The sequence below is a fragment of the Bosea sp. RAC05 genome (genome assembly GCF_001713455.1).
In the GTDB taxonomy this organism is placed as follows: domain Bacteria; phylum Pseudomonadota; class Alphaproteobacteria; order Rhizobiales; family Beijerinckiaceae; genus Allobosea.
In genome coordinates this window covers 1,540,446-1,562,732 of the sequence record NZ_CP016464.1, presented here as the reverse complement: position 1 = coordinate 1,562,732, position 22,287 = coordinate 1,540,446, and the positions used below count along the sequence as shown (strand labels likewise).

The 22,287-nt window shown below is 68.8% G+C and carries 22 protein-coding genes; 4 read left to right on the top strand and 18 right to left on the bottom strand.

Features of this window, described 5'->3' with window-relative positions; translation table 11 throughout:
- Positions 1 to 10: 10 nt before the first annotated feature.
- The 8 genes from BSY19_RS10805 to BSY19_RS10770 all read right to left on the bottom strand — a co-directional run bounded on the left by BSY19_RS10805 (position 11) and on the right by BSY19_RS10770 (position 7,717).
- Positions 11 to 2,989 carry a formate dehydrogenase subunit alpha gene (locus tag BSY19_RS10805; RefSeq protein ID WP_069054171.1) on the bottom strand — a complete coding sequence of 993 codons (2,979 nt, stop codon included), beginning with the start codon at positions 2,987 to 2,989 and terminating at the stop codon, positions 11 to 13.
- 13 nt (positions 2,990 to 3,002) lie between these two features.
- Complete coding sequence (locus tag BSY19_RS10800; protein WP_069054170.1) at positions 3,003 to 3,203, bottom strand: hypothetical protein; 201 nt, start codon at positions 3,201 to 3,203, stop codon at positions 3,003 to 3,005.
- A 44-nt stretch (positions 3,204 to 3,247) separates the two neighbouring features.
- Positions 3,248 to 4,054: a Cro/CI family transcriptional regulator gene (locus BSY19_RS10795; RefSeq protein WP_069054169.1), complete on the bottom strand. Its 807-nt coding sequence runs from the start codon at positions 4,052 to 4,054 to the stop codon at positions 3,248 to 3,250.
- A gap of 107 nt (positions 4,055 to 4,161) precedes the next feature.
- Positions 4,162 to 4,878 (bottom strand): DUF3306 domain-containing protein, encoded by a 717-nt coding sequence (locus tag BSY19_RS10790; protein ID WP_069054168.1) that lies wholly within the window; start codon positions 4,876 to 4,878, stop codon positions 4,162 to 4,164.
- Complete coding sequence (locus tag BSY19_RS10785) at positions 4,875 to 5,405, bottom strand: DUF3305 domain-containing protein (RefSeq protein WP_069054167.1); 531 nt, start codon at positions 5,403 to 5,405, stop codon at positions 4,875 to 4,877. The genes BSY19_RS10790 and BSY19_RS10785 overlap by 4 nt, the downstream gene beginning before the upstream one ends.
- A gap of 10 nt (positions 5,406 to 5,415) precedes the next feature.
- Positions 5,416 to 6,426: a DUF6352 family protein gene (locus BSY19_RS10780; RefSeq protein ID WP_069054166.1), complete on the bottom strand. Its 1,011-nt coding sequence runs from the start codon at positions 6,424 to 6,426 to the stop codon at positions 5,416 to 5,418.
- Entirely contained in the window at positions 6,423 to 6,977 is a 555-nt protein-coding gene (locus BSY19_RS10775) for a DUF6505 family protein (protein WP_069054165.1), read from the bottom strand. Before BSY19_RS10775 ends, BSY19_RS10780 begins: the two co-directional genes overlap by 4 nt.
- Positions 6,974 to 7,717, bottom strand: a complete 744-nt coding sequence (locus BSY19_RS10770) for a biotin/lipoate--protein ligase family protein (RefSeq protein WP_069054164.1) — start codon at positions 7,715 to 7,717, stop codon at positions 6,974 to 6,976. The genes BSY19_RS10775 and BSY19_RS10770 overlap by 4 nt, the downstream gene beginning before the upstream one ends.
- A 134-nt stretch (positions 7,718 to 7,851) precedes the next feature.
- Here BSY19_RS10770 and BSY19_RS10765 point away from each other — a divergent pair, with 134 nt between their 5' ends.
- Positions 7,852 to 9,891: a 4Fe-4S binding protein gene (locus tag BSY19_RS10765; protein WP_069054163.1), complete on the top strand. Its 2,040-nt coding sequence runs from the start codon at positions 7,852 to 7,854 to the stop codon at positions 9,889 to 9,891.
- Between the two features lie 88 nt (positions 9,892 to 9,979).
- On the opposite strand, the gene BSY19_RS10760 is transcribed toward BSY19_RS10765, so the two are convergent.
- On the bottom strand, positions 9,980 to 11,254 hold the full coding sequence (locus tag BSY19_RS10760) for a c-type cytochrome (protein ID WP_069054162.1): 1,275 nt from the start codon (positions 11,252 to 11,254) through the stop codon (positions 9,980 to 9,982).
- Positions 11,255 to 11,356: 102 nt separating this feature from the next.
- On the opposite strand from BSY19_RS10760, the gene BSY19_RS10755 reads away from it, so the two are divergent.
- Positions 11,357 to 11,587: a sulfurtransferase TusA family protein gene (locus BSY19_RS10755; RefSeq protein ID WP_069057003.1), complete on the top strand. Its 231-nt coding sequence runs from the start codon at positions 11,357 to 11,359 to the stop codon at positions 11,585 to 11,587.
- A gap of 24 nt (positions 11,588 to 11,611) precedes the next feature.
- The gene (locus BSY19_RS10750; RefSeq protein ID WP_069054161.1) at positions 11,612 to 12,745 is read left to right on the top strand and encodes an Mrp/NBP35 family ATP-binding protein; all 1,134 of its coding nucleotides are present in this window, start codon (positions 11,612 to 11,614) and stop codon (positions 12,743 to 12,745) included.
- A 159-nt stretch (positions 12,746 to 12,904) separates the two neighbouring features.
- Here BSY19_RS10750 and BSY19_RS28505 read toward each other — a convergent pair whose 3' ends face one another.
- The 4 genes from BSY19_RS28505 to BSY19_RS10735 form a co-directional block, all read right to left on the bottom strand.
- The gene (locus BSY19_RS28505) at positions 12,905 to 13,030 is read right to left on the bottom strand and encodes a hypothetical protein (RefSeq protein ID WP_257785740.1); all 126 of its coding nucleotides are present in this window, start codon (positions 13,028 to 13,030) and stop codon (positions 12,905 to 12,907) included.
- Between the two features lie 70 nt (positions 13,031 to 13,100).
- Positions 13,101 to 13,727 (bottom strand): molybdenum cofactor guanylyltransferase MobA, encoded by a 627-nt coding sequence (gene mobA, locus BSY19_RS10745; RefSeq protein WP_069054160.1) that lies wholly within the window; start codon positions 13,725 to 13,727, stop codon positions 13,101 to 13,103.
- Positions 13,720 to 14,613, bottom strand: coding sequence for a formate dehydrogenase accessory sulfurtransferase FdhD (locus BSY19_RS10740; protein WP_236840507.1), 894 nt, complete (start codon positions 14,611 to 14,613; stop codon positions 13,720 to 13,722). Before BSY19_RS10740 ends, mobA begins: the two co-directional genes overlap by 8 nt.
- Before the next feature lie 13 nt (positions 14,614 to 14,626).
- The gene (locus BSY19_RS10735; RefSeq protein ID WP_069054159.1) at positions 14,627 to 15,139 is read right to left on the bottom strand and encodes a DUF2478 domain-containing protein; all 513 of its coding nucleotides are present in this window, start codon (positions 15,137 to 15,139) and stop codon (positions 14,627 to 14,629) included.
- 191 nt (positions 15,140 to 15,330) lie between these two features.
- Between BSY19_RS10735 and BSY19_RS10730 the strand changes: the two genes are divergently transcribed.
- Positions 15,331 to 16,572 carry a hypothetical protein gene (locus tag BSY19_RS10730; RefSeq protein ID WP_069054158.1) on the top strand — a complete coding sequence of 414 codons (1,242 nt, stop codon included), beginning with the start codon at positions 15,331 to 15,333 and terminating at the stop codon, positions 16,570 to 16,572.
- Between the two features lie 12 nt (positions 16,573 to 16,584).
- On the opposite strand, the gene BSY19_RS10725 is transcribed toward BSY19_RS10730, so the two are convergent.
- From BSY19_RS10725 to BSY19_RS10705, 5 genes are all read right to left on the bottom strand, one after another.
- Positions 16,585 to 17,586 carry an ABC transporter ATP-binding protein gene (locus tag BSY19_RS10725; protein ID WP_069057001.1) on the bottom strand — a complete coding sequence of 334 codons (1,002 nt, stop codon included), beginning with the start codon at positions 17,584 to 17,586 and terminating at the stop codon, positions 16,585 to 16,587.
- A gap of 5 nt (positions 17,587 to 17,591) precedes the next feature.
- Entirely contained in the window at positions 17,592 to 18,605 is a 1,014-nt protein-coding gene (locus BSY19_RS10720; RefSeq protein WP_069056999.1) for an ABC transporter ATP-binding protein, read from the bottom strand.
- A 5-nt stretch (positions 18,606 to 18,610) separates the two neighbouring features.
- Positions 18,611 to 19,555, bottom strand: a complete 945-nt coding sequence (locus BSY19_RS10715) for an ABC transporter permease (RefSeq protein WP_150129574.1) — start codon at positions 19,553 to 19,555, stop codon at positions 18,611 to 18,613.
- A gap of 16 nt (positions 19,556 to 19,571) precedes the next feature.
- Entirely contained in the window at positions 19,572 to 20,555 is a 984-nt protein-coding gene (locus tag BSY19_RS10710; RefSeq protein ID WP_069054157.1) for an ABC transporter permease, read from the bottom strand.
- A 113-nt stretch (positions 20,556 to 20,668) separates the two neighbouring features.
- Positions 20,669 to 22,270 (bottom strand): ABC transporter substrate-binding protein, encoded by a 1,602-nt coding sequence (locus BSY19_RS10705; RefSeq protein ID WP_069054156.1) that lies wholly within the window; start codon positions 22,268 to 22,270, stop codon positions 20,669 to 20,671.
- Between the last annotated feature and the right edge of the window lie 17 nt (positions 22,271 to 22,287).

The following is a 22,287-nucleotide window of genomic DNA, read 5'->3' as shown; positions in this document are numbered from 1 at the left end:
AGTTTCCCCCTTACGCCGCTGCGATCTGGCAGAGCGTGACCTTGCCTTCGTGCATCGCCGTGACCGGGTCGTAACCATAGGTCGTGACGACGTTGACCGACTCGCCCAGCACGATCGGATCCGTGCCCTTCGGGTAGTTCCCGCGCTGGTCCTGGCCCTGGTAGAAGCCGCCGAAGTGGAACGGCATGAAGGCCACCCCCTTGCCGACACGCTCCGTCACCAGCGCCTTGACGCGGGCCTTGGAGTTGTTCTCGGGGCCCGACACCCAGACGAAAGCGCCGTCCTTGATGCCACGCGCCGCCGCGTCCGCCGGATTGATCTCGACGAACATGTCCTGCTGCAGCTCGGCCAGCCACTTGTTCGAGCGGGTTTCCTCGCCGCCGCCCTCGTACTCCACGAGACGACCCGAGGTGAGGACGATCGGGAAGGACTTGGCGATGCCCTTTTCGACTGCGGCCTTCTGGACCGAGGTGTGGAGGTTGGGGATGCGCAGGGTCCGCTCGTCGGGACGGGCCGGCCACTTCGCGACCAGATCGACGCGCGGCGAGTAGATCGGCTCGCGATGGGTCGGCACAGGGTCGGGCAGGTTCCAGGCGTTGGCGCGAGCCTTGCCGTTGCCGTAGGGCACGCAGCCATGCTTGAGCGCGATGCGCTGGATGCCGCCGGACAGGTCGTTCGCCCAGCTCACCGAGTCGATGTTGTTGCCACCGATCCAGGTGATGGTCTCCAGCTCCTTGGGCGTCAGCTCGGCATCCCAGCCCAGCTTCTTCAGCACGCCCATGGTGAACTCGGGATAGCCGTCCTTGATGTCCGAGTTCAGCGAGTAGGAGCCGTTCTCCGCCAGCAGCGTGTCATTGACCTTGCTGCCGTCGGCGAGCGTGCGCTCGCGGGTGAGGCCGAAGCGCGGACGGAAGGTGCCGCCGCCGTTACCCGCCTCGAGGGAGGTGTTGTAGAGGATATGGGTGCCGGGGTGCTTGAGCTCCGGAGTGCCCCAGCACGGCCAGGGCAGACCGTAGAAGTCGTTCTCGACCGGGGAGCCCTTGGCGCCGCGCAGGCTGACCAGGTCGAACTTGTCCTGATGCTCCATGTGCAGCTTCAGGCGCTCGGGAGACTGGCCGGTGTAGCCCGTCGACCAGCCGCCGCGGTTGATCTCGCGCAGGATCGACTCCGGCGACGGCTCAGGGCCGTACTTGCCCTGCACCATCTCGAAGTTCTTGTGCATCTGCTCGGCGAAACCGAGCTTCTGCGCCAGCTTGTAGATCACGAAGTAGTCGCTGGCGGCCTCGAAGATCGGCTCCACCACCTTCTCGCCCCACTGCACCGAGCGGTTCGAGCAGGTGCGCGAGCCGGCGCATTCGAACTGCGTGCCGATCGGCAGGATATAGGTGCCGTTCTTGCGGCCGCCGAGCGAGACGAAGTTGGTCGGGTGCGGGTCGGCGACGACGAGCAGCTCCAGCTTCTCGAGGCCCTTCACCGCATCAGGCATGCGGGGAATGGTGTTGCCGCCATGGCCCATGACGAACATGGCCTTGAGGTTGTCCATCTGGTCGACCTGCTCGGCCGGCAGATTGGCGGCGTCGAACCAGCGGGTCGAGGTGTGGCCCGAGGTCTCCATGTTGGCCTTGCGGGTCCGCGCCGGACGGCCGCCCTTGGCCGGCACTTCGTCGAAGCGGGTGACGAAGTAGTCGTACGGCACGTCCCAGACGCGGGCCCAGTGGCGCCAGGCGCCCTCGACCAGCCCGTAGTAGCAAGGCAGGTTCGAGATATCGAGGCCGAAGTCGGTGGCGCCCTGCACGTTACAGTGGCCGCGGAAGATGTTGGCGCCGTTACCCATGCCGCCGACATTGCCGGTGGCCAGCAGCAGGTTGCAGATGGCGCGGACGTTGGCGGTGCCGACCGAGTGCTGGGTCACGCCCATGCACCAGATGAACGTCGCCGGCTTGACCTTGGCGAAGGTCTCGGCCGCGCGCTTGAGCTGCGCCTCGGGCACGCCGGTGATGTCCTCGACGGTCTTGGGGTCGTATTTCTCGACCTCCTTGCGGACGTCGTCCATGCCGTGCACGCGGGCGGCGAGGAAGGCCTTGTCCTCCCAGCCATTCTTGAAGATGTGCCACATCATGCCCCAGATCACCGCGATGTCGGTGCCCGAGCGGATGCGGATGTAGTCCGTCGCATGGGCCGCGGTGCGGGTCAGGCGCGGATCGAAGACGATGACGTTGGCGCGGTTCTGTTCCTTGCCGACCAGGATGTGCTGCATCGAGACCGGATGGGCCTCGGCCGCATTCGAGCCCATGAACAGGATCGTCTTGGAATTGCGGATGTCATTGTAGGAGTTCGTCATCGCGCCGTAGCCCCAGGTGTTGGCAACACCCGCGACCGTGGTGGAGTGACAGATGCGCGCCTGGTGGTCGACGTTGTTCGTGCCCCAGAAGGCGGCGAACTTGCGGAACAGGTACGCGCCCTCGTTCGAGAACTTGGCCGAGCCGAGCATGTAGACGGAGTCAGCGCCGGACTTCGCCCGGATCTGCATCATCTTGTCGCCGATCTCGTTGATCGCGACATCCCAGGAGATGCGCTGCCACTGACCGTCGACCAGCTTCATCGGATACTTGATGCGGCGGTCGCCATGGACCAGCTCGCGCACGGACGCGCCCTTGGCGCAGTGCGAGCCGCGGTTGATCGGGCTCTCCCAGGCCGGCTCCTGGCCGACCCAGACGCCGTTGGCGACCTCGGCCTTGACCGTGCAGCCCACCGAGCAGTGGGTGCAGATGTTCTTGACGATCTTCGTGCCCGTCGCCGGGCCAAGGCCAGCGGCCTCGGCCTTGCGGACCGACCCGATCTGCAGGGCGCCCGCGGCGGCGACGCCACCGGCGACGAGGCCGGAGCGGCGGAGGAAGGCACGGCGGTCCATGACGCCGGAGGACAGGCCGGCGATCGCCGCCTGGAGCCTGCCGCGCTGGACGTCGGCGGTTTTGCGCTTGATCAGCATGGTTTGGCGCCTCTCAGAAACGGTTGACGCGGTAGAAGGCCTTGACGTGCTCCGACTCGCGGTAGCGCGCCTTGGTCTCTTCCTTGCCGGGATCGACGGCCGCGGCGGGCGTCACCATCGCCGGCGTCGCCGCCAGCGTGGCGCCCGCGCCGAGCGCCTTGAAGAAGCTGCGGCGATCGACGGCCGGTTCGCCGGTTTCTTTGGTTTTCGACATCGTCGTCTCCCACGCGTCGGGTTGTGCGGTGTGTCTGGACTGGATCATGCGGGCAGCCTCGCGGCCTGTGTCTCGATCGAGAGGAACAGGCTGCCGAGCCGGCCCACGGCCTTGTAGAATTTCGCCGCCTTCGCGACCTCGAGGTCGGCGAAGAAGCGCTCGCCCCAGGGCTCGATGTGGCGGGCGTAGAAGCGGTCGGCGTCGACGCCCTCGGCCTCGACCTCGCCACGAAGCAGCTTCGCCATGATGTCGAGCAGCACGGCGATGTGGTCCTCGGGCTCACCGGCCCGGGCGTCCCGCGCCAGGCCGAGCGCGCCCATGTCCTCCCGCACCAGGGCCAGCGGCCGCTCGTGCAGGAAACCGGTCAGGTAATAGGAGGCGTAGGGCAGGAGTTCGCCGCGGCCGACGCCAATGAACAGCTCGAAGAACTCGTCGCGCAGGCTTTCGGGCGTCGCCGCATCGGCGGCCTCGGCCAGAGCGAGATGGGCCATGCCCAGCGGCGAGGCGTCGCCCTGCAGGTCGCGCAGCGCCACTAGCGTCTCGGCCGTCGGCGCCCGCCAGAGCAGCGCGCCGACCAGCTCGCATTCATGGGCGCGGGCGGCATCGATCTCGTCGATCGGCTGCGAGATCATGATCTGCGACTGCATCGCCGCGGCGGGATCGGGGCGGGGGTAGAGATCGGGCCGCAGCTCGGAGCGCGGAATGCCCGTCGTCGCCTCGACCGAGAGGACGCGGTCGGCAGGGACGCGCTTCCAGCTCGAGATGGCGGGTTGAGAAATGCCGAGGCTGCGCGCCAGAGCCCTGACGCCACCAACGCTACCGATCGCTTTTTCGAGTGCCGGATCGCGCATTTGATTCAGGTCAAGGTCCTCGAGGCGCGGGGCATTCAGATTGCCGCCCCAACTGCGGGTGATAACGACTGGTTATTGCCCAAAAATAAAACGATTCCAATCTCCCTTCAGATTGGAATTGCGCCACCTCCACGCTTGCGAAGACGGGGGGCGGCAGCCTCCTGAGGCGCCTCCTGCTGCGCTGCAGCATAGACCGAGAGAGGCGGCATCCCCCGCCCAATCTCGTTCATGGGGGTGTTTTCACCCTCGTCAGACAAACGCAATGCCACCGGCTCGGGCTCGCCGCGCGCGTCTTCTTGCGCTGCAGCATGAGCCGCCTCACTTTCGTCGTTAGACGAAAGGGGGTGCGGCAAGCCGTCGCTCCCTGCCTCCTGATTGACCAGCGTGGCCTCCGGAGGGGTCGGCGGCTCCCCGAAGATGCCGCGAACCAGCTCGGCGACGTCATCCGATTCCGTCAGCGGCCCATAGCCGGGCGCGCCGCCGGGCGTGTTCCAGTCGAGCGCGTAATCGCGCGCCGGGTTCTCGAAATTCGCGATCGCGGGGTCGTTCTCCCAGGCGCGCCGCATCGCCGCCAGCTTCCAGGCTTCCGGCACATTCTGCTTCAGCCAGGAGGCGAGATCGAAATCCTTGTCGATCAGGTCGAGAGACGGCGGCTCGACCAGCTCGGGCTCGGGTTGCGCCGCCGCAGCCTCGGCCGACACCTCGCTCGCCGGCAGCTCGGCCGGCAGCGTCTCGACGCCCTTGTCCTCAGCCGGCTCCGCCCCGCGCTTGCGGCGCGACCAGCGGCTGAGGAAACCCTCGTCCTGGGGGGTGCGCGCGCTCACCGCCGTTCTCCCGGTCCGGCTTCGTCCCGATGCAGGCCCGGCCCGGGCCGCGGCGCGCCGCCCTTGCGCGGATCGTGCTCGCTGCGCTTGCGCTTGATGAACTCGCGCTCGACATGATGCGCCTCGAAGAAGGCCAGCACCGCCTCGGCCACCGAAAGCGGCATCGGCAGCGCCTCGACGACGTCGCCGACATTCTCGCAGTAGACCTCGCCCTCGAAGGGGTCGGCGGTCACGCCGACGAACTCGATCTCGGGCTCGATCCCCGTCGGGCGGATCGCCACCCAGAGCTTGGCGCGGCCGGCCTGGAAGTTCTCGCGGAAATGGGCGGTGTCGACCGAGTGCAGGGTCAGCGTCGCAGGGCCGAGATAGAACTGGTGCCGGCCGGGCTCGCGCGACAGTTCTGTCCAGGGCGCGAGCGGCGGCGGCTCCGGCAGCACGGCGAGCGGCGCCCAGGCATGATCGGCCCAGGGCGAATCGATCGCGCGCCGCTCGATGACGATGCCGACCTCGATGTGCTGCTGCGTCATCGCCGTCTCCTCAGTTCGCCATTTCGCGCCGGGCGAGCGGCAGGCCGGCTACGAGGTTCTGCGGCTTCAGCCGCAGCACCCGGTCGGCCGACATCGCCATGATCAGATAGATCGGCTTGCCCTTGGCCGCGGGCAAGACCGGGACCTCGGCGGGAAGCGTCAATGTGAAGAGGGCGAGCACCCGCGCCATGTCGTCGGCGGCGACCGTCTTGCCCTGCCAGAGCGCATTGCCGACCGCCGTCGCCTCCGCGTCGAGCCCGACGAACCAGCGCCAGTCCGCGTCCGTGACCGTTTCCAGCGGCTCGACGACGACGTCGAAACCATGAATCTGCCGGATCCAGTGGCGCAGCGCCTGGCCGAGCGCCGCCCGGCCGGACGGAGAACCGCCGAGGTCGAGCACCATGTCGAACCCGTCGGAGCGCTGCCAGTAGTGGTCGGCATTGGCGGGCTTGAGGATGTCGAGCGCGGTCGCCGCCGGCCCGCCGAGCATGGCGAGCAGCGGCGAGGCGTGCCGGTCGGCCTCGTGCCCCTCGATCATCTCGGCGTCGGCGAGCAGGATCGTGTTCTCGTGATGGGTGACCCGCTGCGGGCGGAACAGGCATTCGGCGGCGCGGGTGACGAAGGGATCGTCCGCCTCGTCGAGCGCGGCGCGCATGATCACGTGGACCAGCTGGTCGAGGAAGAGCGGCGGTATCCCGCTCACGCCCTCGCGGATGATCCCGGCATAGGCCGCCTCCAGCGTCGGCGCGGCCAGCAGTCGGTCGCGCCAGCCGAGCATGAAGCGCCAGTTCTCGCGGGCGTCCTCGTCGATGATCGCCTCGATCGCGGCGGCCGGAATCTCCGCCTGCGGCGTCTCCATCAGCCGGGCGTGAAGCGCGCGCTCGGCCTCGCAGGCCTCCTCTGGCGGCATCAGCTCCGGCCGGGCGAGATAGGCCTTGAGGAAATCGTCGGTCACGCGCAGCCCGCCACCGGGCTCGCGGTCGAGCAGGAGATGGCCGGAACTGGCCCAGAAATGCGTCATGTCAGCCTGGTCTTTTCGAGATTGAGAAGATCGACATGCTCGACCGGCCCGTCCTCCTCGCCCGCCACCTCGAGGAACTCGAAGGCGCGGAAGCCTTCGCTCTGGCTGGCATCGCGTGGGGTCAGGGTGCGGAAGCGCTCGCGGATCTCGCCGTCTTCAATCGTCCGGTGCAAAGCGAGCAGGGTCTGCGGAGGATGATCGCAGAGAGAGGCAGCGAAGGCGATCTCCTCGGCCGCCGCGGCACGCGCGGTCGCCAGATCGGGCGCGCCGAGCTTGTCGACGAGATGGCCGGCGAGGCTTTCGACCGCCGCCTCGCGCTCGGCCGCCGTTGCCTCCGTCACCACGGCGAGCGTGCTCCAGCCGAAGCTCGCCACGCCCAGGAAGCCGGAGCGGAAGGCGGCCTTGCCCTTCGAATCAAGCGCCGAGGGATCGGCCTGGCCGAACAGGAAGGAGCCGGTCACCAGCCATTCCCCCGACTCGGCCGCCTTGCGGAAGACGAAGGTGTCGGATGGGTCGAGCCGGATGGCACGGGGCAGTTTCAGAGCGCTCACAGCTTCGGCCCGCCGCTGTCCCGATCGAGCCAGTCGACGCGGCCCAGCGCCTCGATGAGGCTGCGGCGCTCCGTGCCCGCCTGGGTCGTCGCGACGAGATCGCCGTTCGGCTCGATGCCGTGGCGGGTGCCCACGACCTTGTCGAGCCGGTCGAGCCAACGCAGCGCGGCCGCTTTCGGCCCGGCGCTCTGCCAGCGGGTGACGGCGAGCATGAGATGGCGGGCGAAGGCTTCGATCAGGTCGACGGCATCGATCTCCTCGAACCCCTCCTCGGCCATGCCGACGCCGATCTGGCCGAAGGCGAAGGGCGCCATCGTGGTGGCGCGCAGCATGCCACCGAAGACGACCCATTCGGGCACCTCGTCCTCGCCGCAGCCCTCGGGCCAGGCCAGCCGGCCGCCGCCGATCAGCCCGAGATCGTAGATCAGCGCATCGGGCCAGCGGAACAGGATCGGCCGCTCGGGCGGGCTGTAGACCGCGAGCGCATCGGCCAGCGCCGTCATCGCGAGATAATGGGCCAGCCGCGCCTCGCGCAGCGGGTTGTCGGGCTCGAGCACAACGGCGAATTCGATCACGTCGAAGCGCCGGGTCCAGACCAGCGTCGCCGCCCCCGCCTCGGCCGCAATCGTGCAGGCATGGGCGAAGGCGTCGCCGGATTCCCGCAGCGTGACGAGCGAGAATCCCGGTGGCAGCACCGGCTCGCGACGCAGATCGTCCGGGCGCTGGGCACTGACTGCCATATCCGACCATCCTCCTTGGCGACTGCGACGAAACACGCAGGCTTCGTTTCTTTTGAACCGCTCCAATTCCATATAAGCATGGATTATCGCAAGAGAGGCGACACAACGCCGCCGGCCCGAGGATGAAGCCCACCATGCCTGACACCACCCGTACGCTGATGGTGTGCTCGTGCGAGGACACGATGCCGCTCGATGCGGCAGCGCTCGCCCGCGGCTGCAAGGGCGCCGACATCCGCACGGCGCGCCATCTCTGCCGGAATCAGACCGAGCTGTTCACCCGCGCGCTCGGCGAGAGCGCCGCCGTCACCGTCGCCTGCACGCAGGAGGCGCCGCTGTTTGAGGAGATCGCGGCCGATCTCGACTATGCCGGGGAGCTGGTCTTCGCCAACATCCGCGAGACGGGCGGCTGGGCGCGCGAGGCCAAGGCGGCGGGGCCGAAGATGGCGGCGCTGCTGGCCGCCGCCGCCGAGCCGATGCCGCCGATCTCCTTCACGACGCTGACCAGCAAGGGCGTCGCCCTGGTCTATGGCCGCGACGAGACGGCGCTTTCGGTCGGCCAGCGCCTGGCCGAACATCTCGACGTCACCATCCTGATCAGCCGGCCGGGCGAGATCACGCCGCCGCGTGTGGTCGAGACGCCGGTGCTGAAGGGCACCATCGTGTCGGCCACCGGCTGGCTCGGCGCCTTCGAGCTGCGCATCGACGACTATGCCGCGCCGGCCCCCTCCTCCCGCGCAAGGCTCGTCTTCGGCGAGCCGCGCAACGGCGCGACCTCGCAATGCGACATCGTCATCGACGTCTCCGGCGGCACGCCTTTGTTTCCCGCCGGCGAGCTGCGGGCGGGCTATCTGCGGGCGGACCCGGCGAGCCCTGCCGCCATCGAAAAGCTCATCGCGGAAGCCGGCCATCTCGTCGGCGAGTTCGACAAGCCGACCTATGTCCGGCTGAACGAGGATCTCTGCGCCCATTCGCGCTCGAAGAAGACCGGCTGTACGCGCTGCCTCGAGCTCTGCCCGACCGGGGCCATCACGCCCAACGGCGACCATGTCGCGATCTCGGCCGAGATCTGCGCCGGCTGCGGCGCCTGCGCCGCGGTTTGTCCGACCGGGGCGGTGACCTATGCGCTGCCGCCGGCCGACGCGCTGCTGCGCCGGCTGCGCACGCTGCTTGCGACCTATGCCGAGGCCGGCGGGCGCGAGCCGGTCGTGCTGCTGCATGACGAGGAGCATGGCGAGCCGCTGATCGACGCGCTCGCCCGCTTCGGCGAGGGGCTGCCGGCCCGCGTGCTGCCGCTGCGCGTCAACGAGATCACCCAGATCGGGCTCGACGCCTTCGCGGCGGCGCTCGCCTTCGGCGCGGCCTCCGTGCAGGTGCTCGGCCGCGCCCGCCCGAAGCACGATCTCTCTGGCTTACAGCGCAACCTCGCCTATGCCGAGACGCTCGCCGCCGCGCTCGGCTATGGTGCCGGCAGCGCCGGGCTGATCGAGACCGACGACCCCGAGCAGCTGGCGGCGGCGCTGGCGCGGGTTGTGCCGGGCACGGCCTCCCCCAAGCCGGCGCGCTTCCGCCCGATGGGCGAAGGCCGGCCGCTGCTGCGCCAGACGATCGGCGAGTTGCACGCCGCGGCGCCGATGCCCGTGGCCACGGTGCCGCTGCCGCCGCGCGCGCCCTTCGGCACCGTGCATGTCGACACGGATGGCTGCACGCTCTGCCTCGCCTGCGTCTCGGCCTGCCCGGTGCAGGCGCTGTCTGATGATCCCGAGCGGCCGACGCTCGCCTTCCAGGAGGATCTCTGCGTGCAGTGCGGGCTGTGCGCCGCGACCTGCCCGGAGAAGGTCATCACGCTGGAACCGCGCATCGATTTCGACGCCTGGAAGGGCGGAAAGCGCGTGCTGAAGCAGGAGGAGCCGTTCCACTGCATCAGCTGCGCCAAGCCTTTCGGCGTGCGCAGCACGATCGAGAAAATCACCGCCAAGCTCGAGAACAAGCACTGGATGTTCTCGGGCGACGCGGCCAAGCGCATCTCGGTCCTGAGGATGTGCGAGGATTGCCGCGTCGAGGTCGTGGTCAACGAGAGCTTCGACCCGCATCTCTCGCCGCCGCGCCCGCCGGTGCGCACGACGGAAGATTACCTGCGCGAGCGGGCGGAGCGCGGGGAAGATCCGTTGCAGTAGGTCACGTCATTCTCGGGCTTGACCCGAGAATCTCTGACAACAGCAATCTGGTTCAAGAGATTCTCGGGTCAAGCCCGAGAACGACGCCTTATTTCGTCACCTTCTCCAGCCAGTCGACCAGCGCCTGCCGGTCTTCAGCCGAACCGATCGTCTGCTCGGGCATCTTGGTGCCGGGCGTGTAGGCGTTGGGGCCAATCTCGAAGAGCTTCGCCACCGTCTCCTTGGTCCAGACGATGTCCATCGTCCTGAAGGCCTCGGAATAGGCGTAGCCCGGCGCGCTGGCGATGCGGCGGCCGAAGATGCCGTGCAGCGTCGGCCCGGCGCGGTTCCCGTCCGACGGGGTCAGGGTGTGGCAGGCGGCGCAGGCGCGGAAGACCTGCGCGCCACGCTCGCCGTTGAAGGCGGCCAGCACATCCGCCCCGGCGCGCGGCACCACCGTGCCGATATGCTCGCCGGAGACGGCGTTCCAGCGGCGCACGAGACGGTCGGCACCGCCCGACAGGATCTGGCGGCCATCCGGCAGGAAAGCGAGCGACCAGACCGGCAGGCCCGGCCCGACCAGCGTCGCGCGGATGCGGCGTGCGGCCCGGTCGATCAGCGCCACCTGGCCGCGCAGGCCGCCGGCGGCCAGCGTCGTGCCGTCGGCCGAGAGCGCCAGCGCGATCAGCGGCGTCTCGCCCACGGCCACCTCCCCGCGCGCCTCCCCATCCGGCCCGAAGAGACGCAGCCGTCCGTCGGCCGCGGCGACGGCGATCTCGCCATCAGCAGCCACGACGACCCCGTTCAGCGGCGCCGGCAGCGTGACGATCCGGGGCGCGCCGGCGTCCGCCGGCCAGATCCGCAGCGTCGCGTCGTAGCTGGCGGTGACGAGGCCGCCGCCGGGCAGGAAGGCGACGCCATTGACCGGCCCCTGGTGCCCCTCGAAGGCGACCGCTGCGCCGCCCTCGCGCGTCGTCACCCGCGCCGTCCCGTCCCAGGAGGCGGAGGCGATGCGGCGCCTGTCGGCGGAGACCGCCAGCGCGGCTACGGGCCCCTTGTGGCCCTCGATGACCTCGGCGGGCTCGGCCGCCGCGCCGCGCCAGAGCGCGATGCGCCCATCCTCGGCACCGGTGGCGAAGCCGAGGCCCGGCACGGCCGCAACCGCATTGACCGCGCCCTCATGGAAGCGCAGCACGGCCTCCGCCGTGCCGCCCGACAGGCTCCAGAGGATGGCCGACTGGTCGAAGGAGCCGGTCATGGCGCTCGCACCGTCGGGCGCGACCGCGATGGCGCGCACAGGCCCGCCATGGCCGCGCAGTTCCTGGGCGGAGACGGGGTGGGCGAGGCAGAGAAGAAGGACAAGAGGCTTCAGGACAGATCGCATCGTTCCATCATGCCGCCTCCCCGGCGCCGTGACAAAGCGGCCAGTTGCCCCGGTGCGACCGGGCATCCTATGAAGCTGCGCTCCTGCCGCTGGTTCCCAACGATGACCGCCACGCCTCTCAATCTCCGCGGCCTGAAATGCCCCCTGCCGGCGCTGCGGGTCCGCAAGGCGCTGAAGGGGGCGACACCCGGCACGCTGTTCCTCGTCGAATGCACCGATCCGATGGCGGCCATCGACATTCCCAACCTGATGCGCGAAACCGGGGATGCGATCGAGGAGAGCCGCAGCGACGGCGATCTGCTCGTCTTCCACATCCGCAAGGCGTCGGCCTGAACCGCGCCGATAGGAGTTCAGCCCTTGGCCCTCACCCAAGCCGACATCCTGCGCGCGCTCGAACTGGTGAAGCTGCCGGCCAGCGGCCAGTCGCTCTCCGCGTCCGGCCGCGTCGCCGACATCCTGATCGACGGCGGCAAGGTGATCTTCGCCATTGGCATCGACGCCACCGAAGCCGCCGCCATGGAGCCGGTGCGCAAGGCGGCCGAAAGCGCGGTGTCGGGCCTGCCGGGCGTGAGCCAGGTTCTGGTCGGGCTGACCGCCGACAAGGCGCCCTCGTCGGCTGCCGCGCAGGCGCGCCAGCAGGCGCAGCGTCCGGCCCCCGGCGCGGGTCCTGGCGGCCCGACGCCGAAGGCGGCGGGTGTGCCCGGCGTGAAGCAGATCATCGCGGTCGCCTCGGGCAAGGGCGGCGTCGGCAAGTCGACCACCACCGCCAATCTCGCGGTGGCGCTCAGCGTTCTCGGGCTGAAGGTCGGCGTGCTCGACGCCGACATCTATGGCCCCTCGGTGCCCAAGATCTTCGGCATCACCGGCAAGCCGCGGCTGGTGTCCGGACGGACGCTGGCGCCGATGGAGGCCTATGGGCTGAAGATCATGTCGATCGGCTTCCTGATCGACGAGGAAACGCCGATGATCTGGCGCGGGCCGATGGTGATCTCGGCGATCACCCAGATGCTGCGCGAGGTCGCCTGGGGCGAACTCGATGTGCTCGTCGTCGACATGCCGCCCGGCACCGGCGACGCACAGCTGACGATGGCCCAGCAGACGCCGCTGGCCGGCGCCGTGATCGTCTCGACGCCGCAGGATCTGGCGCTGCTCGATGCACGCCGCGGCGTCGCGATGTTCAAGAAGGTCGAGGTGCCGATCCTCGGCATCGTCGAGAACATGAGCTATTTCATCTGCCCGGAATGCGGCACGCGCTCGGACATCTTCGCCCATGGCGGGGCGCGGCATGAGGCGGAACGCCTCGGCGTGCCCTTCCTCGGCGAGGTGCCGCTGGCCATGCCGATCCGCGAAACGTCCGATTCAGGCCGGCCGATCGTCGCGAGCGACCCGGACACGGCCCATGCGAAGGCCTATCTCGGCATTGCAAGGCAGGTGATGGCGTCGATGGCGGGAGGGGCGGCCCGGGCCGCGCCGCGTATCGTCATCGAGTGAGCGGCGGCGCCTCACTGGCGCCACCTCGACGTCATTCTCGGGCTCAGCGAAGCGCAGACCCGAGAATCTCAGGATGGGCGAGCGCCAGGCCTGCCGCGGCACGAGATGCTCGGGTCAAGCCCGAGCATGACGGCCTGGTTCGGTCGCCGCTTCAGCCGCTCAGAGCCTGACGCCGCCCGTCGAGAAAGCGACGTCGACCGGCTTCTGGAAATAGTCGTTCAGCACGAGGCTGGCGCCGAAGGCGAGGATGGCGGAAACGGCGATGGCGGCGACGAACGACTTCATGATCTTCCCCCGGAGCTCGGCAGCGATAAGCGGCTCTTATCAGGACAGATAGCGAAGGACCGCAGGGGGTTCAAGCCGGCGGCAGAGTGGCGAAAAGCCGCTCGGCCTCGTCCAGATCCTCGGGCTTGTTGGCGTTGAAGAAGGGATCGACCGGCGTCACCGGCCACTCCGCGCTCGCGCAGCCATGGCGGGCGGTCCAGCGGTCGATCTTGCGCTCGTCCTCGACCGTCAGGGCGTGGCGCAGATCGGCGCGCAGGCGAACCGGCCAGAGGCCGATCACCGGATGCGTCCAGCCGCCCGAGGCCGCGCAGGCGAGTGGGACGCCCTGCGTCTCGCGTGCCTCTTGCAGGCGGGCGACGAGATCATCAGGGATGAAAGGCGTGTCGGCGGCGACGCTGACGAGCCATTCGGTCTCGGGCCGATGGACCGCCATCCAGTCGAGCCCGGCGAGAATGCCGGCGAGCGGCCCGGCGAAATCCGGCACGCTGTCGGCGACCACCGGCAGGCCGTAAGCGGCGAAGCGGGCGGGGTCGCCATTGGCGTTGACCAGCAGGCGATCGCATTGGGGCGCCAGGCGCTCGATGACATGGGCGAGGATGCTGCGGCCCGCGATGGTCCGCAGCGGCTTGTCACCGCCCCCCATGCGCCGGGCGAGGCCGCCGGCGAGAAGAAGGCCGAGGGTTGGCGTGTCAGTCATCGCCCCCCGCGCCCTTGCGCCGGCTCCTGCCGCCCTCCTCCTCGACCGAGTCGGGATCCTGGTCGAAGACGATGTTCTGCTCGCCGGCGAGCGCCACGAAACGCTTTCCCCGCGCCCGGCCGATCAGGGTCAGCCCGGCCTTGCGGGCCAGTTCGACGCCCCATTCGGTGAAGCCCGAGCGGGAGACCAGCACGGGGATGCCCATGCGGACGGTCTTGATGACCATTTCCGAGGTCAGGCGACCGGTAGTGTAGAAGATCATCCGGGCGGGATCGACGTTGTTGCGGAACATCCAGCCGGCGACCTTGTCGACGGCGTTGTGGCGGCCGACATCCTCCATATAGACCAGCGGCCTGTCGGCCTCGCAGAGCACGCAGCCATGGATGGCACCGGCCTCGAGATAGAGCGAGGGCGTGGTGTTGATCTTCTTCGTCAGCGCATAGAGCCAACTCGTGCGGAGTTCCGCCTTGGGCAGTTCGATCTCGTCGATCGCCTCCATCAGGTCCCCAAAAGCGGTGCCTTGCGCGCAGCCCGAGGTCAGCGTCTTCTTCTTCAGCTTCTCCTCGAAATTGGTGCGCTCCGGTGTGCGGACGACCACGACCTCGAGTTCCTCGTCGTAATCGACGGCATCGACGACATCGCCACGCTTGAGCATGTTCTGGTTCAGGAGATAGCCCAGCGCCAGCGCGTCGGGGTGGTCGCCGATCGTCATCATGGTGACGATCTCCTGGGCGTTGAGATAGAGCGTCAGCGCGCGCTCGGTGACGACGCGGGTCTCGACGGTCGCGCCGGTCTGGTCGATGCCGGAGACGGTCGCGCCCAGTCGGGCCGCCTGCGGATCGGGCCGAACGAAATAATCGTCGAGGAAGCTCATATCCTGCGCCATGGCGGTCTCCCGGTCAGGCGGCCAGCCGCGCGAGATGCAGGGCCCAGGTCTCGATGGCCTCGGCCTGTGCCGGCAGCTCGGTCCAATCCTCCCCCGCGAAGTCGCGGAAGGCGGGCAGCACGTCCTGCCGGACGGCGATCAGCACGGGCACGCCCACCAGCAGGGCTGCGGCGATCTCCTGCCGCAACCCCTGACCCAGCACCTCCTGCCGGCCGAACTTGTTGACGATGACCAGATCGGTTTCGCCAGCTAGCGCAGCGCCGAGCGCGCCACCGGCGGCCGCGAGCCCGCCTGCGTCGAGACGGCAGCCGGTGGCGCCGGCGCCGCGGTTCTCGCTGATCGGATAGCGCACGCCGCTGGCGAGGTCCTCCAGCGCCATCGAGAAACAGCCGCTCTCGCAGGCGCCGTCATTGTGCTGGACGACACCACCGAGCCGGAGCCCCCGCGCCTTCAGCCGCGACGCCGTATCGGCCATGAACCGGTCGATATGGAAGCCCGACGAATAGGGAATGACGGCCATGAGCATCGGGACCTCATCCCATGAAAAGCGACAGGCGACCAGAGGGCTTTCGTCGCAGCGGGTCGCGCGCTGCAACCGCGAAATGCGACGGAAGTGTTGCGCTGTCCCTACAGTCGCGCCTCGCGGGGCCAGCTACGGTTGAATCCAGTATCCTCCGGCGCGTTTTCCGGCGGAGGCCAGACCCCGGTTCGCGATCCATGCCCCGTCATCACGCCCAGCACCCGCTCGATCCCGCCGCCGATGCCGCGCTGCTGTTGCGCCGCATCGCGTTCGGCACGCTGGCGCTGCTGCTGCCGATCGCGTCCCTCGTCTCGCGTCGCGCCGCGGTGGTGCTGGCGCCGATCGGCGTCGTGCTGCTGGTCATCGCCATGTTGATCGAGGACCCGCGCGACTTCGTCTCGCGGCTCAAGCGCAGCGTATTCAGCCTGCCCGGGCTGATCCTGATCGGCCTCGTCGCCTGGGCGGTGCTCTCGCTGGTCTGGAGCCCATACACGCTCTCGGCGACGGAGAAGGCCAGCAACATCGTTCTCGCCGTCGCGCTCGGGTTCCTGGGCAACGCCGCGCTGCCGGAGCGCATGCGGGCCTCGAACCTCAACCTGGCGCCGCTGGGAGCGGGCACCGCCGCGGCCTTCGCGCTGGCGCTGATCGTGATGACGGCCCTGCGCCACCAGGACACCGATGCCGGCGTCGAGCGCGGGATCAGCGTCATCCTGATCATGGCCTGGCCGGCGCTCGCCTGGCTGCTCTCGCGCGAGCGGGGCCTGAGCGCGCTCGGGCTCGCGCTGATCGTCGGCCTGCTGTCGCTGACGCGGTTCGAGGATGGCGAGGCGGTTGCGATGATCTGCGGCGCGGTCGCCTTCGGCGCCGTCAGCGCCAGCCGCGAGCGGGCGGCGGCCATGGTCGCCGCGGTGCTGGCTGGCCTGATCCTGCTGGCGCCGATCCTGCCCTTCCTGATGATCCCGATCGTCTCGCGGCTGCCCGAGAGCACGCTCGCGCCGGCGCTGGCGGTCTGGGCCGATGTAATCAGCAGCGCGCCGATCCAGCTCGTGACCGGCCACGGCCTCGACACGGTTCTGCGCGGCCGGCTGATCGGCGCCCTGCCGCCCGCGACCCCGACGACACTCTTGTTCGAAACCTGGTACGAGCTCGGCCTCGTCGGGGCGGCCGCAGCCGCCTTCTGCCTCTATGTCGCCGTCCGGGCGGCCGGGCGCATGCCGGGCGCGCTGGCGGCCGGCGGCGTCGCGGCCTTCACAACCGCCTTCGCGCTCTCCGCGCTCGGCTTCGCGACCCTGCAGCCCTGGTGGCTGATGACGCTGACGTCGGTCGTGCTGATGTTCGGCGCGATCGCGCGCGGCCAGTACCGCACCGACCGGCCCGTCGCGCCGTTGCTGAAGTCCCCGAGCCCGACGCGCCCCAAGGCCGGCGGCACCGGCCCCTGAAGCCCGGGACGATCAGGCCGCGGCCACGCGCCCGGCCTGGACCGCATGACAGGCGACGCCGTCGATCACCGGCGGGCTCTCGAGCCGGCAGCGGTCGAACACCAGCGGGCAGCGGGGATGGAAGGTGCAGCCCGAGGGCGGGCTGATCGGGTTCGGGATCTCGCCCTTCACCGCCTCGCGCGCCTTGCCGACCATCGCGACATCGGGCACCGCATCGAGCAGCATCCGCGTATAGGGGTGCCGCGGCGCCGAGAACAGGCTCTTGCCCTCGGAGACCTCGACGAGGCGGCCGAGATACATCACGCCGATGCGGGTCGCCATGTGCCGGACGACCGCGAGGTTGTGCGAGATGAAGAGGTAGGTCAGCCCCAGCCGCTCCTGCAGGTCGCGCATCAGGTTGAGGATCTGGGCCTGGACCGAGACGTCGAGCGCCGAGGTCGGCTCGTCGCAGACGATGAACTCGGCATCGGAGGCGAGCGCGCGGGCAATCGCGATGCGCTGGCGCTGGCCACCCGAGAATTCGTGGGGAAATTTCGTGCGGTCGGCGGGGTGCAGGCCGACCAGCGTCAGGAGATCGCCGACACGCTCGGTGATCGCGGCCTCGCCCTCGACCAGCCGGAAGGCCCGGATCGGCTCGGCGATGATGCGCCCGACACGCCAGCGCGGATTGAGCGAGGCGTAAGGGTCCTGGAAGATCATCTGGATGCGCCGGCGCAGCCGCTGACGCTCCTCGGCCGCCGCCGCATCGCTCATCGAGACGCCGTCGATCGTGACCGTACCGGCCGACGGCGGCAGCAGGCCGACGACCATGCGCGCTACGGTCGACTTCCCCGAGCCGGATTCACCGACCAGCGCGAAGGTCTCGCCCTTGCGGATCTCGAAGGAGACGCCGTCGACCGCCTTGAGGAACTGGCGTGGCGCGCGCTCGATGACGCGGTTGAGCCAGGGCTTCGAGACATCGAAGACGCGCTTGAGATCGCGGACCTCGACCAAAGCGGGCTCATCGGCGGTCATGCGGCTCATGCGGCGATCTCCGCCCCGGCGCCACTGCGGCGCGGTTCGTCATAAAGGTGGCAGGCGACCTTGCGATCCCCCACCGCGACCAGCTCCGGGCGCTCGACATGGCAGCGGGCGAAGGCCTGCCCGCAACGCGGATTAAAGGCGCAGCCGGGCGGGATGGCCGAAAGCCGCGGCATCGAGCCCGGGATCTGGACGAGCCGGGTGGTCTCGCCCTCGAGAGAGGGGATCGCCCCCATCAGCCCCTTCGCATAGGGGTGGAGCGGCTCTTTCACGACGTCGCGGACCGGGCCGATCTCGGCGATGCGCCCGGCATACATCACCGCGACCCGATCGGCGGTTTCGGCGATGACGCCCATGTCGTGGGTGACGAGCATGACCGAGGTGCCACGATCCCGGCAGAGCGTCTTGATCAGCGCGATGATCTGCGCCTGCACGGAGACGTCGAGCGCGGTGGTCGGCTCGTCGGCGATGATGAACTCCGGTTCGGCGCAGAGCGCCAGCGCGATCACGACGCGCTGGCGCATGCCGCCGGAGAACTCGTGCGGATAGCTGTCGATCCGCTTCTCAGGCGCGGGAATGCCGACCTCGTCCAGCAGGGCGATGGCGCGGGCGCGGGCCTGGGTGGCGTCGAGATCGGTGTGGACTTGGATCGTTTCGATCAGCTGCTCGCTGATCCGGTAGAGCGGGTTCAGGCTGGTCAGCGGATCCTGGAAGATCATGCCGATGCGCTTGCCGCGGACCTTGCGCATCGCGTCATCGGGCAGGTTGTCGATCCGTTCACCGGAGAGGCGGACCTCGCCGCCGGCGATCCGACCGGGCGGGTCGATCAGGCCGATGATGGCCGATCCGGTGACGGATTTGCCGGCGCCGGATTCGCCGACGACGCCGAGCACCTCGCCGCGCGCGACATCGAAGGAAATCCGGTCCAGCGCGCGCAGCGTGCCGCGACGGGTGACGAACTCGACCGTCAGGTCGCGGACGGAGAGGACGGGGGCGGCGTCTTCAGGCGGCATCGCGCTCATCTCAGCTTCGGGTTGAGCGCATCGCGCAGCCAGTCGCCGAACAGGTTGATCGACAGGGCGAGCAGGACCAGCACGAGCGAGGGAAAGAGCAGGATCCACCACTCGCCGGAGAAGAGATACTGCTGGCCGAAGCGGATCAGCGTGCCGAGCGAGGGCTGGGTCGGCGGCATGCCGACGCCGAGGAAGGAGAGCGTCGCCTCCTCGATGACGGCCAGCGCCAGGTTGATCGTCGCGATCACCAGCACGGGCCCGGCGACATTGGGCAGGACGTGCTTGAGCATCACCGGCCAGGCCTTCAGCCCGATCAGCCGGGCGGCGTCGACATAGACCTTGTTCTTCTCGACCAGCGTCGAGCCGCGCACGGTGCGGGCATATTGCGCCCAGTTCGACAAGCCGATGGCGACGACGAGAACGAGCAGAGTCATCTGCTCCTGCATCGCCGGCGGGATCAGCCCACGGGCGACGCCGAAGACCAGAAGCGCGACGAGGATCGCCGGGAAGGAGAGCTGGACATCGGCGACCCGCATGATCAGCGCCTCGGTGCGCCCGCCGACATAGCCGGCGACCAGGCCCAAGCCCACGCCGATGACGAGCGAGAACAGCACGGAGGCCGCGCCGACCAGCAGCGAGACGCGCGAGCCGTAGAGGATGGCCGAGAAGATGTCGCGCCCCTGCGCGTCGGACCCCAGCCAGAAGACCTTGCCGGTGATCTCGTTGGGCACCATCGGCCGCGAGAACCCGTCGGAGAGATCGAGCGAAGCGGGGTCGAAGGGATCATAGGGCGCGATCAGCGGCGCCGCGACCGCCGCCAGCACGAGCAGCAGCGCCAGCAGCGTCGCCACCACCGTCACCGGGGAGGAGCGGAAGGAGTAGGCGATGTCGGAATCCCAGATCCGGGCGAGGCGGCCGGGCGGGTTGGGGGGAGCAGGCATGCTGGTCATGATGCGAACCTCGCCCTCACTTCGCCATGGCCGGGTTGCCGCTGCGCAGGCGCGGATCGAGCGCGACGTAGACGAGGTCGACCAGGAGCGAGGTCAGCACGAAGACGAAGGCCACGAACAGGAGATAGGCCGACATCACCGGCACATCGACGAACTGCACGGCGTTGACGAAGAGCGCGCCCAGCCCCGGCCACTGGAACACCGTCTCGGTGACGATGGCGAAGGCGATCACGCCGCCGAGCTGGACGCCCGCGATGGTGACAACCGGGATCAGCGTGTTGCGCAGCGCGTGGCGGAACTCGATGCGGCGCTCGGGAATGCCCCGCGCCCGGGCGAAGCGGATGAAATCGGCCCGCATCACCTCCAGCATCTCGGAGCGAACCAGGCGCATGATCAGCGTCAGCTGCAGAAAGCCGAGCGTCAGCACCGGCATGACCAGCGATTTGAGCCCGCTCGTGGTGAGCAGCCCGGTCGTCCACCAGCCGATCGCGACCGTGTCGCCGCGGCCGAAGGAGGGCAGCCAGCGCAATTCGACGGCGAAGATGTAGATCAGCCCGATGCCGATCAGGAAGGTCGGCAGGCTGACGCCGATCAGGGAGAGCGCCATCACCAGATTGGCGATCCAGCCATCGCGCCGGATCGCGGCATAGACCCCGAGGCCGATGCCGGTGACGAAGGCGAAGATCGCCGAGAGCACGGCGAGTTCCACCGTCGCGGGCAGCCGCTCGAGGATCAGCGAGGAGACCTTGCGCCCCTGGCGGTAGGAGATGCCGAAATCGCCCTGCGCCGCATCCGCGACGAAGCGGGCGAACTGCAGCGGCACGGGGTCGTTGAGGCCGAGCCGCTCGGTCAGCTCGGCGCGATCCTGCAGCGTCGCCTCCTGGCCGAGCATGTTGACCACGGGATCGCCGACGAAGCGGAACATCGAGAAGGCGATGAAGGCGACGGCCAGCATCACGACGATGCCCTGCATCAGCGAGCGCAGGATGTAGGCGAGCATTACGGGGTTACTTTCCCAACACCGTCAGACAGACAAGTCTCCAGGTCATCCCGGGCGGAGCGAAGTGCAGGCCCGGGATGACGTCGGAGGTTCACGAACGAGGCGGAGGGAGACTACGAGCCCTTGAAGCTCACCATCTTCAGCTTCGGCGAGTTCGACACGTCGACGGGAATGTCGAGGTTGGTCTTCATCGCGTAGCTCAGCGACTGATGGTGGATCGGCAGATAGATCGTCTCGTCCTTCAGCCGCGTCCAGAGCTTGGAGATGGTGGCGTCGCGCTTGGGAATGTCGACCTCCTGCGAGAGCGACTGGATCATGGAGTCGACCTCGGCATTCTTGAAGCCGGTGGCGTTCCAGGAGCCCTGCGAGCCGGTGCGCGAGTGGTACATGAAGGAGAAGATGTAGTCGCTGTCGAAGGTCGGGACGCCCCACCCGACGAGGTAGAACTCCGTCTCCGGCGGGTTCTTCTGGATCAGGGTGAAATGGATCGACTTCGACTGCGAGACCAGGTTCACCTTGACGCCGATCTGCGCGAACATGCCCACGGCCGCCTGGCAGATGCCCTCGTCATTGACGTAGCGGTCATTGGGGCAGTGCAGCGTCACCGAGAAGCCGTTGGGATAGCCCGCCTCCGCCAGCAGCGCCTTGGCCTTGGCGTTGTCGACCGCCGGGAACGCGTCCAGCTCCTTGGTCCAGCCATTGACGAAGGGCGGCATGATGACGCCGGTCGGCACCGACTCGCCGCGCATCACGACGCGCTGGATCGCCGGCCGGTTGATCGCCATGTTGAGGGCCTGGCGAACGCGCTTGTCGGCGAAGGGGTTCTTGCCCTGCACGTCGTCGCCCTTGAGGTCGGCCGAGGCGACGTCCATGCCGAAGAAGATGGTGCGGTTCTCGGCACCGGAATTGACGCGCAGCGTGGGCTGGCTCTTGAGGCGGACGATGTCCTGCACCGGCACGTCCTGGACGAAGTCGACCTCGCCCGAGAGCAGCGCCGCGACGCGGGTGGCATCCTGCTTGATCGGGACGTAGGTCAGCTCGGTGATCTCGAGCGGCACCTTGGCCTTGTTCCAGTAGGCGTCGTTGCGCTTCATCACCGTCTTCACATCCGCCTCGCGGGTGACCAGCGTGAAGGGCCCGGTGCCGTTGGCGTTACGGACGGCGAAGTTCTCCTCCTTGTTCTTGAAGTCCTGCGCCTTGGTGGCGTTGTTCTTCTCGGCCCAGGCCTTGCTCATGATGCGGATCGAGACGGTGTTGTTGACGAGGAGCGGGTTGGGCCCCTTGGTCTTGATGCGCACCGTCAGGTCGTCGACCTTGCTGACCTTCTCGACGGAGGTCAGCAGACCCTTGAAGTCCGAGGTCGGCTGCATGGCGCGCTCATAGGAGAACACCACGTCATCGGCGCTGAAGGCGCTGCCGTCATGGAACTTGACGTTCGGCTGGAGCTTGAACTCCCAGGTGGTCGGGTCCTCGGGCACGACCCGCCAGGAGGAGGCCAGCAGCGGCAGCAGCTTGCCGGCATGGTCGCGCTCGGTCAGGGCTTCATAGATGTGCTGGGTGAGCGCCGTCGTCGGCCCTTCGTTCTGACCATGGGGATCGATCGTCAGGGCGTCGCCCGCGGCGGCCCATTTCAGCGGTCGGGCCTCGGCGGCGCCCAGCGCCAGCAGCGAAACCCCGAGCAAAGCGGCCGCAAGGCCGAACACACGCGCTTTCATCGAAAAACACCTCCCCT